This window comes from Pseudoalteromonas sp. SD03 (assembly GCF_040937955.1).
GTDB classification, from domain to species: domain Bacteria; phylum Pseudomonadota; class Gammaproteobacteria; order Enterobacterales; family Alteromonadaceae; genus Pseudoalteromonas; species Pseudoalteromonas tetraodonis.
The window spans coordinates 2,530,544-2,544,348 of sequence record NZ_CP162514.1; the positions used below are offsets into that span (position 1 = coordinate 2,530,544).

A 13,805-nucleotide genomic window follows, 5' to 3' on the forward strand; every position below is an offset into this window, starting at 1 on the left:
TATTAGAAGCCCAAACTTGATAATAGATCATCAACTTCATCTTGATCAGATACAACATCATTACGCGTTTCTTTATCAATAATAGGCCCTTCGGGACCTGCTAGTGTTTGTGCAACAATGGGATCTTCTATTTTTTCTGGTTGTTCAGTTGGTTCAACCTCACCACCTTGCGCTGCAAATGCAGTTAACAGGTGAATTAAACTTTCTTCAACTTCACGGACAAGTTCAATAACACGGCGAATAACCTGACCGGTTAAATCTTGATAGTCTTGAGCCATCAGCACATTAGTCATCAGCATTTGTAACTCATCGGTTTTGTGATGAGAACTGCTCATAAACTTATCAATACTATGACAAAGTGATTTAAACTCACCAAGCTCTATTTCGCGGTTCATTAAACGATCCCACGTTGGCTTGATATCAGCTATTTCGTCAGCGATTTCTTGTGCTAATGGTAAGCTTGCTTCAACCGCATCCATTGTCTTATTGGCTGCGTTTTCTGTCATTTCCATGACATAGTTAAGGCGTTTTTTTGCGTCAGGGATGGCATCAGTGGTAATGTCTGTTAAACGCGTGTCTAACTCGAAACTTTTTAAAGCTTCGTGCAGTTGACGCGTCAACTTACCCACCTCAGCAAATAACTGTGATTGCTCTTGTGAAGCTGTTTCTAAAATTAACTGATTCGCTTTATCTTGCTCACCATTTTCTAAAAAAACAACTAACTGGCGAGCTTGTTCTAAAGTAATCTGAGGCGCAGCAGGTGCTGACATAAGCCTCTCCCTCTCATTAACCTAAGCGTTCGAACACTTTTTCTAATTTAGTTTTCAATGTACCTGCAGTAAATGGTTTAACAATATAACCATTAACACCTGCTTGGGCCGCAGCAATTATTTGTTCTTTTTTAGCTTCTGCTGTAACCATTAAAACAGGAATATGCTTTAATTTTTCATCAGCTCGAATTGCCCTTAAAAGATCAATACCTTGCATGCCTGGCATATTCCAATCTGTTACAACAAAATCAAACGCTTGATTTTGCAACATAGGCAAAGCAGTTGACCCGTCATCTGCTTCTTGAACATTGGTAAAACCTAAATCGCGCAACAGGTTTTTAATAATACGTCTCATTGTTGAGAAATCATCAACAACAAGAATTTTAATGTTTTTATCCAAAACATCCTCCAGTGAGGCCTGAACCTTTATTTACTTACTTCTAGTTTATCCAGTCATTGATTTTTGCTTTAAGCTTAATCATCGCCTGACCATGTATCTGACTTACACGCGATTCACTTACATCGAGTATATGCCCAATTTCTTTTAAATTCATCTCATCGTTATAGTACAAAGAAAGCACCATTGCATCTTTTTCAGGTAACGACTTTATTGCACTGAGTAAAGACTCATTAAACCGTTCATTTTTAACATTATTGAACGGTTTGTCTAGTGCTAAATCTTGGCCATGAGGTGTAATCACATCGTCATCTATACCAAGGTCTTCAATACCTAACACTTTGCTTACATTTACATCGTTTAAAATATGATGGTACTCATTTAGCGAAATTTCAAGTTTTTCAGCAACTTCACTATCTTTAGGTTCACGGTTTAAACTGTTCTCAAGCGCAACAATAGTTTCTGCAACCAAACGGCTTTTTCTGTGAACTGAACGTGGAACCCAATCGCCTCGGCGCATTTCGTCTATCATCGCACCACGAATACGAATACCGGCAAAGGTTTCAAAGCTTGCGCCTTTGCTTGCATCAAAGTTTTTTGAAGCTTCAATTAAACCAATCATACCCGATTGAATTAAATCATCTAGCTGCACACTTGCCGGTAAACGAGCAATTAAATGGCACGCCACTTTTTTGACTAATGAGGCATGCTTTTCAACAATCATATTTAAATTTTGTGTTGACTGATATCCCATAGCTCTATTCACCGGTATAGTCATTGTTAGTTACTAACTAGTTTCTCAATGAAAAACTCTAAATGACCCGAGGCTTGACTAGGTGTTGGCCACTTAGCAATTTTTGTAGCCAGTGTTTTAAAAGCAATTGCAGCAGGCGACCCAGGAAAAACCTCAACAATTACTTTTTGGCGGCGCGTTGATTTGCGCATATTTTCATCATATGGAACCGTTGCAACCAACTCCATTGATATATCTAAAAATCGGTCGGTAACCTTTGAAAGTTTTGCAAACAATTCCTGCCCTTCGCGTAAACTACGCACCATATTGGCAACAATTTTAAATTTATAAACGCCGTGCTCACGGCTAAGTACTTTAATTAAAGCATAGGCATCGGTAATTGATGTAGGCTCATCACATACCACCACAACCACATCTTGCGCTGCGCGAGAAAAACTCAGCACCATATCGGAAATACCCGCAGCGGTATCAACAATTAAAATATCAAAGTCGGTGTTAAGTTCACTAAATGCACGAATAAGTCCAGCGTGCTCTGAGGGTGATAACTCAACCATACTTTGCGAACCCGATGTTGCAGGCACTATTTTTATGCCTGCGGGACCTTCGACTAAAATATCATCAAGTTCACATTCGCCCGATAAAACATGAGATAAATTACGCTCAACGCGCAGTCCAAGCATCACATCACAATTCGCTAATCCTAAATCAGCATCTAGTACAAGCACACGTTTGCCTTGTTGGCCTAACGCGATTGCCGTGTTAAGGGATACGTTCGTTTTACCCACTCCACCTTTGCCGCCGGTGACAGCGATAACTTTTACGCCGTTATTATTATTCTTGCTCATTTTGCGAAGGCCGCTTGCTTGATCTAAAACTGTGTTAATCATACATCTCTACTGTGCTCGACGCCACTGATTGGTGTCGTGATTGTTGTGCTTTTATTCTTTTTAAATACAATTGCTCAGCTTTTTTTACTAGTTTTTCGGCATTTGCCACTCTAATATCTTCTGGTACTCGCTGACCGTTAGTAAGATACCCTATTGGGAGACGATTTTGAATCGCAATACTAATAATCTCACCTAAACTCAATGACTCATCAAGTTTAGTAAAAATACATCCGCTTAGCTGTACTTTTTTAAAGTGCCTTACTGTTTCTTGTAATACATTAATTTGCGCCGTCGCACTTAATACTAAATAACTACGTATATCAACACGCTGATTACGCATTAAGGTGTTTAACTGCTCGGTTAAGCGTAAATCACGTTGACTCATTCCCGCTGTATCAATTAAGACTAGACGTTTATTTCGTAAATGGTATAAAACTTCTGCTAATTCATTTGCATCTTTAACTTGTTTAACGCCACAACCTATAATACGACCATACGTTGCTAGCTGCTCATAAGCACCAATACGGTAAGTATCGGTAGTAATAAGCGCTACTTTATCGGCACCGTATTTTTGTGCACCCAATGCTGCCAGTTTTGCAACTGTGGTGGTTTTACCCACGCCTGTAGGCCCGACTAACGCAAAAACACCGCCTTGGCGAAGTATTTCGTTGTTCGTAGTTTGCATTTGATCTTCAACCATATTCAATAAAGCTTTCCAGCCTTGTTGGCGAGACACATCGTCTGGTACAAAACATGCCATTTGCTCAGCAACATTTTTCTCTATCCCCATACCGACTAAGCGGTCAATCATACATGCACGGGTCGGGTCGCGACGTGCCATATCTTGCTGCATTAAACCTGATACTTGGTGCTCTAATAGTTGACGAATTGCGTTCATTTCTTCACGCATTGTGCTGATGTCACTGGATTCTTTATGCATTGTTTGCTGACGCGGTGCGCTAGGTGAATCTAAATCGTCAAAGCCACTGTCTAAATCGTCAAAACCTAAGCTATCGGCTTGGGTGCGAGGGCGCACTGGCGCGCTTTGTTCACGTTCAAACATATTTTTAGGTCGTGATTGCACAGGCTCTTGTTCTTGATAGTGACCAGAAGTGTCAATGCCAGAGTGTGAAAACATTGAAGCAAGCTCTGCTGAACGAGGACGTGGAGACTGACGCTCTAGTAAGGCTTGTAAGCTATCTGCAACCTTTGCTTGTGGCTTAGGTTGAGCGCGTTGCGGTTCTGGTTTAACAAAATTATGTGAACTTTGCTCAGTATGTGCAAATGAAGCTCTTGCAGCGGGTTGGCTTTGAGGCTGCTCTGGCGGTTTTGTCGCTGCTTTGTCGTAATCAACTGCAGCAACAATTTCAACGCCATTAGCTAGTTTTTTATTTGACATAATAACCGCATCAACACCCAACTCTTCTTTTACTTCTTTTAGTGCAGTGCGCATGTCTTTAGCAAAAAAACGTTTAATTTTCATAATTCAAACCCCTTTAAAATCTTATTGTTGGCCTACAGAGCTGACAATCTTGATCTGTCTTTCATCTGGTATCTCTTGATAAGACATCACTCGCAATCCTGGAATGGTGTATTTAACAAATCGAGATAACACAGTGCGTAACATTCCTGACGTTAGCAATATTGAAGGTTCACCGGCCATTTCTTGATTTTGATGCGCTTCATTCAATGATGTTTGAAGTCTATCAGCAAGCCCTGGTTCTATTCCGGCACCTTCATCACCTGCATTTTGAAGTGACTGATGCAACATCTGTTCCAACTCAGGCGCCAAGGTTATGACAGGGATTTCAGAAGACATACCAACGGCATCTTGAACGATTAATCTACGCAGTGATATTCGCACTGCAGCCGTTAATACATCTGGGTCTTGGCTGCGAGGGCCATACTCAACAAGGGTTTGAACAATTGAGCGCATATCTCGTATTGCCACCCCTTCGTTTAATAAATTTTGTAGTACTTTCACGATGGTGGTCAGCGGTAATACCTCAGGTACAAGTCCTTCAACTAAGCGAGGGTGACTCTTACCTAACATATCTAATAAGTTTTGTACTTCTTCATGTCCGAGTAATAAAGCGGCGCTATTGGTGAGTAACTGGCTAATATGGGTTGCCACCACGGTAGCCGAATCAACCACCGTGTAACCTAAAGACTGTGCTTCATCTTTTTGATCAGGTTTTATCCAAACTGCATCTAAACCAAACGCAGGATCTTTAGTTTCAATTCCTTTTAACGGGCCAAATACTTGGCCTGGGTTAATCGCTAATTCATCACCATGTTTAAGCTCACCCTCACCACTTGATACACCCATCATGGTTATGCGGTATGCATTTGGGTCGAGTTCTAGATTATCGCGTATATGCACCGGCGGCACTAAAAAGCCTAGCTCTTGAGATAGTTTTTTACGCACTCCTTTAATACGGTTTAACAGCTCGCCACCTTGTGATTGGTCAACGAGAGGAATGAGTCGGTAACCGACTTCTAAACCAATAACATCAACTTGTTGAACATCATCCCAACCCAGTTCTTTTTGCTCTTGTTTAGCCGCAATTCCGGTACCTGAGGCCGCATTTTCGGCTTCTTCTGCTTCTGCAGCGGCTAATTTCAGTTTATTTTGTTGAGTATAGTATGCAAGGTAACCTAAAAGCGCCCCTAAGCTTAAAAATGCAAGGTGTGGCATACCTGGGACTAAGCCCATAGTAATAAGGATACCTGAGGCAATAAATAACGACTTTTCGTTACCTAATTGCTTCTTAAACTGATCGCCCATGTTGTGCGATTCATTTTGACGGGTTACAACAATTGCAGTACCAATTGAAAGTAGTAATGAAGGTAATTGCGCGACTAAGCCATCACCAATGGTCAATAGTGTGTACACTTCCATAGCGCGTGAAAAACTTAAATCATGTTGGATCATGCCAACAAATAAGCCACCCACAATATTGATCACTAAAATGACTATGCCAGCAATAGCATCACCTTTTACAAATTTACTAGCTCCATCCATAGAACCATAAAAGTCAGCTTCACGGGTTACTTCCTCACGACGTTCTCTGGCTTGCTCGGCACTGATAAAACCGGCATTCATATCTGCATCTATGGCCATTTGCTTACCTGGCATAGCATCTAGAGTAAAACGCGCTGATACCTCTGAAATACGACCAGCACCTTTGGTGATTACCACAAAGTTAATGATGATCAGAATTAAAAACACCACCAAGCCCACGGCGTAGTTACCACCGATTACCACTGAACCAAATGCTTCAATGACTTTACCAGCAGCATCCCCACCGTTATGACCCTCAAGCAGTACCACCCGGGTACTGGCCACATTGAGTGCTAAGCGCATTATGGTTGCAATTAACAGCACCGCTGGGAACATACCAAACTCAAGCGGCTTCATGGTGTATACAGTGACCAGTAATACAACTAACGCAAGCGCGATATTAAACGAAAATAATATATCAAGCAGGAATGGAGGCAGCGGTAAAATAACCATGCCCAGCGCAGCCAACACCAAAAGCGGTGTACCAACGCCCTTCGCATATTCTTTTTTATCTTTATTAAGTTGTTGTAATACCGCTTTAAATTCCATAACTCTACAATTTCAAAAAATTGACACTACGCTGAAATTGCAATAACTATTCCAAGTTAGTTGGTTAGCAGTTAATACTTAAATTCATCGGGGATAGGCAGCTTTTTATTAAGGGCAACAGGGCGTTTTCCACGGCCTTTTTTAAACCGTTTAAGCTGAAACACATAAGCAAGCACTTGAGCAACCGCAGTAAAGAGCTGATCGGGGATTTGCTCACCCACTTCTGCAGTATGATAAAGCGCTCGGGTTAAAGTTGGAGACTCAACAATAGGCACTTCATTACCCAATGCAATTTTACGAATTTGCATGGCGAGCTCATCCACACCTTTGGCTAATACAATAGGCGCGCCTGCTCGCTCTGTATCGTATTTTAAAGCTACAGAATAGTGAGTAGGGTTGGTAACAATAACATCGGCGTCTGGCACATCCTGCATCATTCTCTTTTGCGACATTTGACGTTGGGTTTGCCTTATGCGCGCTTTAATCTGCGGATCACCTTCTGAGTTTTTATATTCGTCTTTTACCTCTTGCATAGTCATTTTAAGCTGTTTGTTATGACTATAGCTTTGAAATGGGGCGTCAATAGCAGCAATAATAATTAAGGTGCAAGACATGCCTAAAAACATCCACGCTAAAATTTCCAAAGCATGAACAATATTGCCAGGCGCACTTTCTATACTTAAATGTAAGATTTCATCAAAAAACGTATTAATTAAAAAAATAGCAAATGCGGCTACTAAGCCAAACTTTAATAATGACTTAAGCAATTCTATAGCCGCTTGTGGACCAAACATGCGGGTAAAGCCTTTCATTGGCGACATTTTACTGGCCTTGGGCGCAGCTGCTTGCCAACTAAAATTAAAGCCGCCAAGCATGGTATTACCGATAAATGCAGCCAATACAATAATGAGTACAAACATCGACATAGGAAATAACAGTACGTCGGCCACCTCTCCCCATACGGCAAACATTTTGGTGGTGTCGTAGGTTTCATTGCGGTTAAGACTCAGCATTCTTCCCATAATGCGGTACAAGCCTTTGCCAATTTCAGGCCCATACATTAATAAGGAAATAGCAGAAAAAATAAGCACAAACATGGTACCTAACTCTTTAGAACGCGCTATTTGGCCTTTCTTTTTAGCATCATCAACTTTTTTGGGGGTGGGTTCTTCGGTTTTTTCTTGTCCGGAATCTTCAGCCATTACGCTCTCCTAAGGGGAACAACCAACTAGAGTACACATCAGCTCAACCATTTTTAGCCATTGGAACTCAAACTGAGTGACAAAGTTACCGAGCGTTGCCCAAATAATAACGAGCCCTGCCACTAAGGTAAACGGGAAGCCTATCGAGAAAATATTTAACTGCGGTGCAGCACGGGTCATAATACCAAATGCCATATTAATAACCAGCATGGCGGTTAATGGTGCTAATGACAGTACTAATGCAGTGGTAAACATCCAACCACCCCATGTCACTATGTCCCAGTAATGATCAACCGCCCACCAATTGCCATCAATCGGGAGTACTTCAAAACTGTGCACTACCATTTGAATCATCATTAAATGACCATTAAACACAAAAAATAATAAGGTAGCTAATATTAGATAAAATTGCCCCACTGCAGGCACACTCATCCCATTAGAGGGGTCAACAACAGATGCAAAACCTAAACCGGTTTGCATAGCAAGAATTTGACCGGCTAACACAAACGTATTGAGTAATAGTGTGGACGCAAAACCAATTGCGACACCAATCAACATTTGTTGGAGTACCACTAAAATCATTTCAAAAGAAAATAGATTAGTAAATGTAGCAGCAGGAAGAACAGGAACAACTAAGAAGGTGACCACAACAGCCAAGCCCATTTTTATTCGAGCAGGTACGTTTTTTGCGCCAATACCCGCCATGATCATGATCATAGAGCTGATGCGCACTAAGGGCAGTAAAAAATCACTTAACCATTGAATGACAACGGAAAATGGAAATTCCATTGTTAACCTGCAATTTCGGGGATAAGCAGCACTAAGCGATTAAAAAAGTCCATTAGCTCTTGAGTAAACCAATGTCCTCCCACAATCAGGGCACTGATGGTGATTAATAAACGCGGTAAAAAACTCAGTGTTTGTTCGTTAATTGAGGTTGCTGCCTGAAACACAGCCACAACCAACCCAATAATTAAGCCAGGTACCACAATGGCAGACACCAGCTTAATCACTAAAAATAGGGCTCCACTTAAAATATCAACAAATACTTCAGGTTCCATGGACGACTCCTAGTGTGGTTGGTTCAATGAAGAGTGCACAACTACGTGCCCAAGCCAAAGCTTTTAGCGAGTGTACCCATCACCAAGCTCCACCCATCAACCAATACAAACAACATAATTTTAAACGGTAGCGACACAATCATGGGCGATAACATCATCATACCCATGGCCATCAATACCGATGCAACCACCAAATCGACAATCAAAAAGGGAATAAAAAACATAAAACCAATAATAAAAGCGGTTTGTAACTCACTGGTCACAAACGCAGGAATAAGCACAACCATTGGCGTTGCTTCAGGCGAGTCAAGCTGATCGTAACCTGCTATTTTAGCAAAGGTTTCTAAATCTTTTATACGTACCTGTGAGAGCATAAACGCTTTCATTGGCTCTTTGGCTAAATCAAGTGCTTCAAGTGACGTTACTTGTTCACTTAAATACGGTTCGATAGCGCGCTCATTTATTTGCTCATAAATTGGCGCCATAATAAAAATACTTAAAAACAGCGACATACCTAGTAATACTTGGTTCGAAGGCGTTTGCTGCAAACCAATGGCTTGGCGCAAAATAGCTAAAACAACAATAATTCGAGTGAAAGAGGTCATCATGATAATGGCGGCTGGAATAAAGCTCATAGCCGTCATGATCGCCAACACTTGTAGCGTCACTGAGTAGTCTTGGGTGCCATCGGCATTAGTGGTGATCGTCAGCGCGTCAATCCCCTCGGCATTGACCCCTGGGACGAACACCATGGCAAATAGGAAAAGCAGCCATTTAGTCATAATATTAGTTCTTTTTATTTTGATTAAGTTGCGGATTCAACATTTTGCCAAACCGCTTCGCTAATTCTGGTAACTCTTTTTCTGTTAGGGGGGTTTCTAACTTGTGTAGATAATTAATACTGTGTGGAGTAACCCCTAATAGGTGCTGTGCATTATCTATTTCAACAACCATTAAGCGCTCACGTGATCCCAACGGAAGACTGCGGATCACTTTAAACTCATCGTTATTGGTTAAATTTGGATTGAGCTTTTTTACAAAAAAAGCCAACACTAAAATTAACACCACAACCATACCCAAAGATAACACCATGGATACGATATCTGTGGTCGGTGTTGCAGCATCGGTTGCTGCAAACACCGAATTGCTTAAACTGGCTAGTGCTATCATCGTAACTTTTTGATCCGTTCAACCTGGCTAATTACATCCGTTAAACGAATACCGAACTTATCGTTCACCACAACCACTTCGCCATGCGCAATCAAAGTACCATTAACTAATACATCAAGCGGTTCGCCGGCAACCCTGTCAAGCTCAACGACCGAACCTTGGTTAAGTTGTAATAAATTACGAATATTAATTTTAGAACGCCCTACTTCCATAGAAATAGTAACGGGAATGTCTAAAATAGTATCGAGTTTACGTTTTTCTTCACCGCTGAGTTCATGCTTTGAATCATCAAGCTCATCAAGCTCGGTTACTTTGACCTCAGGACTATCGTCAGTGCCTTCAGCTTCAGCAAGTGCTGCTGCCCATTCGTCCATTGTATCTTGATCATCGCTCATACTTTTAACCTTTTAATCAATTACCAGTCTAAGTCTACACCGTTTGAAAGGTGTAAATCATCTTCTAGTTCTGCTAATTCTGCATCTGAATCAATTTTTTTGCCGCCTTTGGTAAAGACATGCAGCTCAGATTTAACTGAATCAGGGCGTTTAATTTTTTCACTAATTTGTAGCGCAACGTTATCGCGTGAACGACCCATTTTAGCTCTAAATGTAGGGAGCTCTTCCACAAATACGGTAATATGCTCAGGCATTTCAACTGGAATTATATCCCCAGCTTTGAGCTCCATTATTTGTTTTAAGCTTAAATCAACTTCAAGTAGCTGGGTCGATAAATCGACTTCTACGTCCATTATTTCGTCACGAAGCGCCTTACTCCAACGTAAATCGGTATCCTCAGTATCAGACTGAACACCCGCATCCAATAGCTCTCTGATAGGTTCGAGCATTGAATAAGGTAGCGCAATATGGAAGTCTCCCCCGCCACCATCCAGCTCAATATGAAAAGAGCTGATAACCACTACTTCGGTTGGGCTAACAATATTAGCCATCGCAGGGTTTACCTCAGAATCGAGGTACTCGAACGACACATCCATCACCGGTGCCCATGCTTCTTTGTAATCTTCAAAGATTATTTTCAGCAGCATTTGCACGATTCGGCGTTCTGTTGGGGTAAATTCACGTCCTTCAATTTTGGCATGATAACGGCCATCGCCACCAAAGAAGTTGTCTACCAGTATAAATACTAAGCGTGCTTCCATGGTAATAAGGCCGGTGCCTTTTAGTGGACGAAAACGCACCATATTCAAACTCGTTGGTACAAACAAGGTATGTATGTACTCACCAAACTTGATCATTTGCACGCCGTTAATTGACACCTCAGCAGTGCGGCGCATCATGTTAAATAAGCTAATTCGCATGTGACGGGCAAATCGCTCGTTAACAATTTCAAGTGTCGGCATGCGACCACGCACGATGCGATCTTGCGAAGAAAAGTCGTACTGTAGTGTACTTCCCTCACCATCTTCACCGTCGTGTATATCTTCCTCTTCGACTTCATCGACACCATGTAATAGTGCATCAATTTCGTCTTGGGATAATAAATCGCTCACACTGGCCCCTTATTGCATCACAAAGCCGGTAAATAGTACCCGCTCAATTACTTTATTCCCTTCAACATCCATCATAGCGGCCTGTACTTTATCAAGTGCAGTAAAACGCAGTGTTTCTTTGCCTACACTGGTGCTAAGTTCATCAGCCGTTGTCATGGAAAATACACTCAGGAGTGTGCCTTCAATCAGTGGAATGTGTTTTTTAGCCGTTTCTTCATTACCATCGCCGCGCACTAATAATTGCACTTTAATCTGTACAATTCTATCGCGACTAGCCCCTGGCACATTAAAAATAAACGGTCTAGGCATCGCAACATATAAAGCACTGCCAACCGTTGCCGAAGAACTTGTTGGCGCAGCAGCTACCTCACCATTGGCAGCATCATCTGCAAGGGTTTCTACTGGCTCATCACCACCTGATAATAAAAAGTACCCTGCCACAGCGCCAACAATAAGTAATACAGCGGCAATAATTATTATGAGTTTGCTTTTACTTTTACTTACTTCTTCTATTTCTAAATTAGTATCTTCAGCCATTGTATTTCCTTTATTTGCAAAGGTATTTGCTTGTTTTAACTATTATAATAGCAGGACTTAGGCATAGTAATCTATTGATGATGACGTTTGTTGTCCAGAACCCTGTATTTGCTTATCTGGTTGCTCACTATTTGTCTCATCTGTAGAGCGATTATTGGCCATTTGCCCTTGTGCATCACCTTCTTGTTGCTGTGCTTGCTCACCTGAGGAATCACCATAAGAAATACTGCTTTCACCTAGTTCTAAACCTTGCTGCATCAGCATCTCTCTAAGCCTAGGTAACGACTGCTCCAGCGCTTCTTTGGCTTGCTGGTTTTGCACTACAAAGTTGATTTGTGCTTGCTCAGCATCACTTCTAATACGAATTTGCATGCTGCCCATTTCTGGCGGATCTAGGCGAATTTCAGCTTCTTTATTATTAATACTTAACATTGAGCTAACCCGCTCTTGTAGCATTTTTGCCGCATCACTTTTAATAATGTTTAAAGCCTGTAACGTGGCAGGATCAATGCTTACTTGTTTCGCTTGTGCTGTACTTTGTAACTGTCCTGCTTGCAAGCTTTGCGCTTCAATAATAGCTTGTTCGTACCCTAAAGTATCGTATTTAGCGAGACTATTAAGCGACTGTTTGTCAAATATATTAATGATCTGAGAGAAAATTTGTGCTGCACGCGGTGGCATTTGCTCAGCATTAGTGCTGCGCATGCTCTCTTTTTGTAATGCGTCTAACTGTTTGGCAAGCTCTTCAGGGTTATCAGCTACCGATTTTGAACTCTCTAATTTTAGCTCAGGTTTTACATTGGCTGATTCAGTACCAGCCTGTGCTTTTGGCGCTATTGCTCCCGCCAAAGCATTATTTGAAAATAGTGGCTTATCTTTGACGCTAAACAAGCTGTCCGCGTTAATCGCGGTCTCTAAATCACTGATTACTCCTTTTAGCGAGGTAAGTTCTTTCGTTGATAAAGATTCATTTTTAACGTAACCCTGCAACTGATTGAGTAAGGCCTGTTTTTCTGAGGTAGTTAACGTACTTATTTGTGCATTAATGGTCTGCTGAGGTGTTTGCGGCTTCTCACTTTCACTCACATACTTACTGAGTAATTGCTTTAAATCCGCTAGGTTATCTTTATTAATTGGCTTGCTCATCGCATTAAGCTCAGTGGCTAATTCACCTTGCTGAGCAGGTGTTAAATTTGCCAATAATTTATCTGCTTTAATGGCATTATCATCTTTTGATAACAGCGCCAAAACGGAAGCATCTAGCGATGCTTTAATGTTCATAGTCTCGGTCGGCTTATCCGATGGTTTAGCAGCCGCGAGTTCATTTGTAACAGCCTCATACTGTCCGGTTGGGGCAGCTGTAGCTAAAGGTTTCGTGTCAAGCTGTGAAGACTCAGCTGCAGTTTTGCTTGCTGATTCAGAACCTACAGTCTTTTGTGACTGTACAATGGCCGTATCATCAACAATTTCATCACTTGGCATAGTAATAATAGGTGCCAGCTTATCTTCAGGCTTAGCGTTTATTTTAACAGCGTCTTTGTCTATTAACTGCGCACCACCATGGGGGTTATTTTTTACTGAGGTATCGATGACTTGTGCCGCATTAATTTGCGCCAGCATATCTTCACCGCTCAAAGGCTTTTCTTCGCTACTTTGCTCTTTTAGATCGGATTGTTCATCTGCTGATTGTTTGTTTGGCGCTTTAGCTTGCGTACTGTGTGTTTCAGAAGCTTGGTTAGCAAGGGCTAATTGATCAAAAAAGCCCGCATCATTACTGCTGTCTAGCTTTGTTTTATCACTGTCTTTTTTAACTAAGTATGAGTCTTGCTCAGATACCGCTAACATTGAAATATCATTTATCGCCATAAATCACCTAATAAAAGCGGCAACAGCCCACCGCACAATCC

The 13,805-nt window shown here is 41.5% G+C and carries 15 protein-coding genes; all 15 read right to left on the reverse strand.

Annotated features, from left to right (window positions below; genetic code table 11):
* Window positions 1–2: 2 nt before the first annotated feature.
* Window positions 3–770 (reverse strand): protein phosphatase CheZ, encoded by a 768-nt coding sequence (locus ABZP26_RS11850; RefSeq protein ID WP_010387932.1) that lies wholly within the window; start codon window positions 768–770, stop codon window positions 3–5.
* 16 nt (window positions 771–786) lie between these two features.
* On the reverse strand, window positions 787–1,170 hold the full coding sequence (cheY, locus tag ABZP26_RS11855) for a chemotaxis response regulator CheY (protein ID WP_008112210.1): 384 nt from the start codon (window positions 1,168–1,170) through the stop codon (window positions 787–789).
* Between the two features lie 40 nt (window positions 1,171–1,210).
* Window positions 1,211–1,921: an RNA polymerase sigma factor FliA gene (locus ABZP26_RS11860; RefSeq protein ID WP_008112209.1), complete on the reverse strand. Its 711-nt coding sequence runs from the start codon at window positions 1,919–1,921 to the stop codon at window positions 1,211–1,213.
* 26 nt (window positions 1,922–1,947) lie between these two features.
* A complete protein-coding gene (locus ABZP26_RS11865; RefSeq protein WP_010387928.1) occupies window positions 1,948–2,808 on the reverse strand; it encodes a MinD/ParA family protein in 861 nt (286 codons plus the stop codon).
* Window positions 2,801–4,291 (reverse strand): flagellar biosynthesis protein FlhF, encoded by a 1,491-nt coding sequence (flhF, locus tag ABZP26_RS11870; RefSeq protein ID WP_013465549.1) that lies wholly within the window; start codon window positions 4,289–4,291, stop codon window positions 2,801–2,803. Before flhF ends, ABZP26_RS11865 begins: the two co-directional genes overlap by 8 nt.
* A 21-nt stretch (window positions 4,292–4,312) precedes the next feature.
* Window positions 4,313–6,421, reverse strand: coding sequence for a flagellar biosynthesis protein FlhA (gene flhA, locus ABZP26_RS11875; protein ID WP_008112204.1), 2,109 nt, complete (start codon window positions 6,419–6,421; stop codon window positions 4,313–4,315).
* 71 nt (window positions 6,422–6,492) lie between these two features.
* Complete coding sequence (gene flhB, locus ABZP26_RS11880) at window positions 6,493–7,623, reverse strand: flagellar biosynthesis protein FlhB (protein ID WP_013465550.1); 1,131 nt, start codon at window positions 7,621–7,623, stop codon at window positions 6,493–6,495.
* A 9-nt stretch (window positions 7,624–7,632) separates the two neighbouring features.
* The gene (gene fliR, locus ABZP26_RS11885) at window positions 7,633–8,412 is read right to left on the reverse strand and encodes a flagellar biosynthetic protein FliR (RefSeq protein WP_013465551.1); all 780 of its coding nucleotides are present in this window, start codon (window positions 8,410–8,412) and stop codon (window positions 7,633–7,635) included.
* Window positions 8,413–8,414: 2 nt separating this feature from the next.
* Window positions 8,415–8,684 (reverse strand): flagellar biosynthetic protein FliQ, encoded by a 270-nt coding sequence (locus tag ABZP26_RS11890; RefSeq protein ID WP_010387922.1) that lies wholly within the window; start codon window positions 8,682–8,684, stop codon window positions 8,415–8,417.
* Between the two features lie 41 nt (window positions 8,685–8,725).
* Entirely contained in the window at window positions 8,726–9,466 is a 741-nt protein-coding gene (gene fliP, locus ABZP26_RS11895; RefSeq protein ID WP_013465552.1) for a flagellar type III secretion system pore protein FliP, read from the reverse strand.
* Between the two features lie 4 nt (window positions 9,467–9,470).
* Complete coding sequence (fliO, locus tag ABZP26_RS11900) at window positions 9,471–9,854, reverse strand: flagellar biosynthetic protein FliO (protein WP_024602027.1); 384 nt, start codon at window positions 9,852–9,854, stop codon at window positions 9,471–9,473.
* Window positions 9,851–10,249 carry a flagellar motor switch protein FliN gene (gene fliN / locus ABZP26_RS11905; RefSeq protein WP_013465554.1) on the reverse strand — a complete coding sequence of 133 codons (399 nt, stop codon included), beginning with the start codon at window positions 10,247–10,249 and terminating at the stop codon, window positions 9,851–9,853. The genes fliO and fliN overlap by 4 nt, the downstream gene beginning before the upstream one ends.
* A gap of 20 nt (window positions 10,250–10,269) precedes the next feature.
* Complete coding sequence (gene fliM / locus ABZP26_RS11910) at window positions 10,270–11,361, reverse strand: flagellar motor switch protein FliM (protein WP_010387912.1); 1,092 nt, start codon at window positions 11,359–11,361, stop codon at window positions 10,270–10,272.
* 9 nt (window positions 11,362–11,370) lie between these two features.
* Complete coding sequence (fliL, locus tag ABZP26_RS11915) at window positions 11,371–11,898, reverse strand: flagellar basal body-associated protein FliL (protein WP_013465555.1); 528 nt, start codon at window positions 11,896–11,898, stop codon at window positions 11,371–11,373.
* Between the two features lie 57 nt (window positions 11,899–11,955).
* Window positions 11,956–13,764, reverse strand: coding sequence for a flagellar hook-length control protein FliK (locus ABZP26_RS11920; protein WP_368484977.1), 1,809 nt, complete (start codon window positions 13,762–13,764; stop codon window positions 11,956–11,958).
* Between the last annotated feature and the right edge of the window lie 41 nt (window positions 13,765–13,805).

Coding starts and splice junctions, on each gene's coding strand:
- ABZP26_RS11850 (WP_010387932.1), bottom strand. CDS start 770: ATGTCAGCACCTGCTGCGCCTCAGATTACTTTAGAACAAGCTCGCCAG.
- ABZP26_RS11860 (WP_008112209.1), bottom strand. CDS start 1,921: ATGGGATATCAGTCAACACAAAATTTAAATATGATTGTTGAAAAGCAT.
- ABZP26_RS11865 (WP_010387928.1), bottom strand. CDS start 2,808: ATGATTAACACAGTTTTAGATCAAGCAAGCGGCCTTCGCAAAATGAGC.
- flhF (WP_013465549.1), bottom strand. CDS start 4,291: ATGAAAATTAAACGTTTTTTTGCTAAAGACATGCGCACTGCACTAAAA.
- flhA (WP_008112204.1), bottom strand. CDS start 6,421: ATGGAATTTAAAGCGGTATTACAACAACTTAATAAAGATAAAAAAGAA.
- flhB (WP_013465550.1), bottom strand. CDS start 7,623: ATGGCTGAAGATTCCGGACAAGAAAAAACCGAAGAACCCACCCCCAAA.
- fliR (WP_013465551.1), bottom strand. CDS start 8,412: ATGGAATTTCCATTTTCCGTTGTCATTCAATGGTTAAGTGATTTTTTA.
- ABZP26_RS11890 (WP_010387922.1), bottom strand. CDS start 8,684: ATGGAACCTGAAGTATTTGTTGATATTTTAAGTGGAGCCCTATTTTTA.
- fliP (WP_013465552.1), bottom strand. CDS start 9,466: ATGACTAAATGGCTGCTTTTCCTATTTGCCATGGTGTTCGTCCCAGGG.
- fliO (WP_024602027.1), bottom strand. CDS start 9,854: ATGATAGCACTAGCCAGTTTAAGCAATTCGGTGTTTGCAGCAACCGAT.
- fliN (WP_013465554.1), bottom strand. CDS start 10,249: ATGAGCGATGATCAAGATACAATGGACGAATGGGCAGCAGCACTTGCT.
- fliL (WP_013465555.1), bottom strand. CDS start 11,898: ATGGCTGAAGATACTAATTTAGAAATAGAAGAAGTAAGTAAAAGTAAA.
- ABZP26_RS11920 (WP_368484977.1), bottom strand. CDS start 13,764: ATGGCGATAAATGATATTTCAATGTTAGCGGTATCTGAGCAAGACTCA.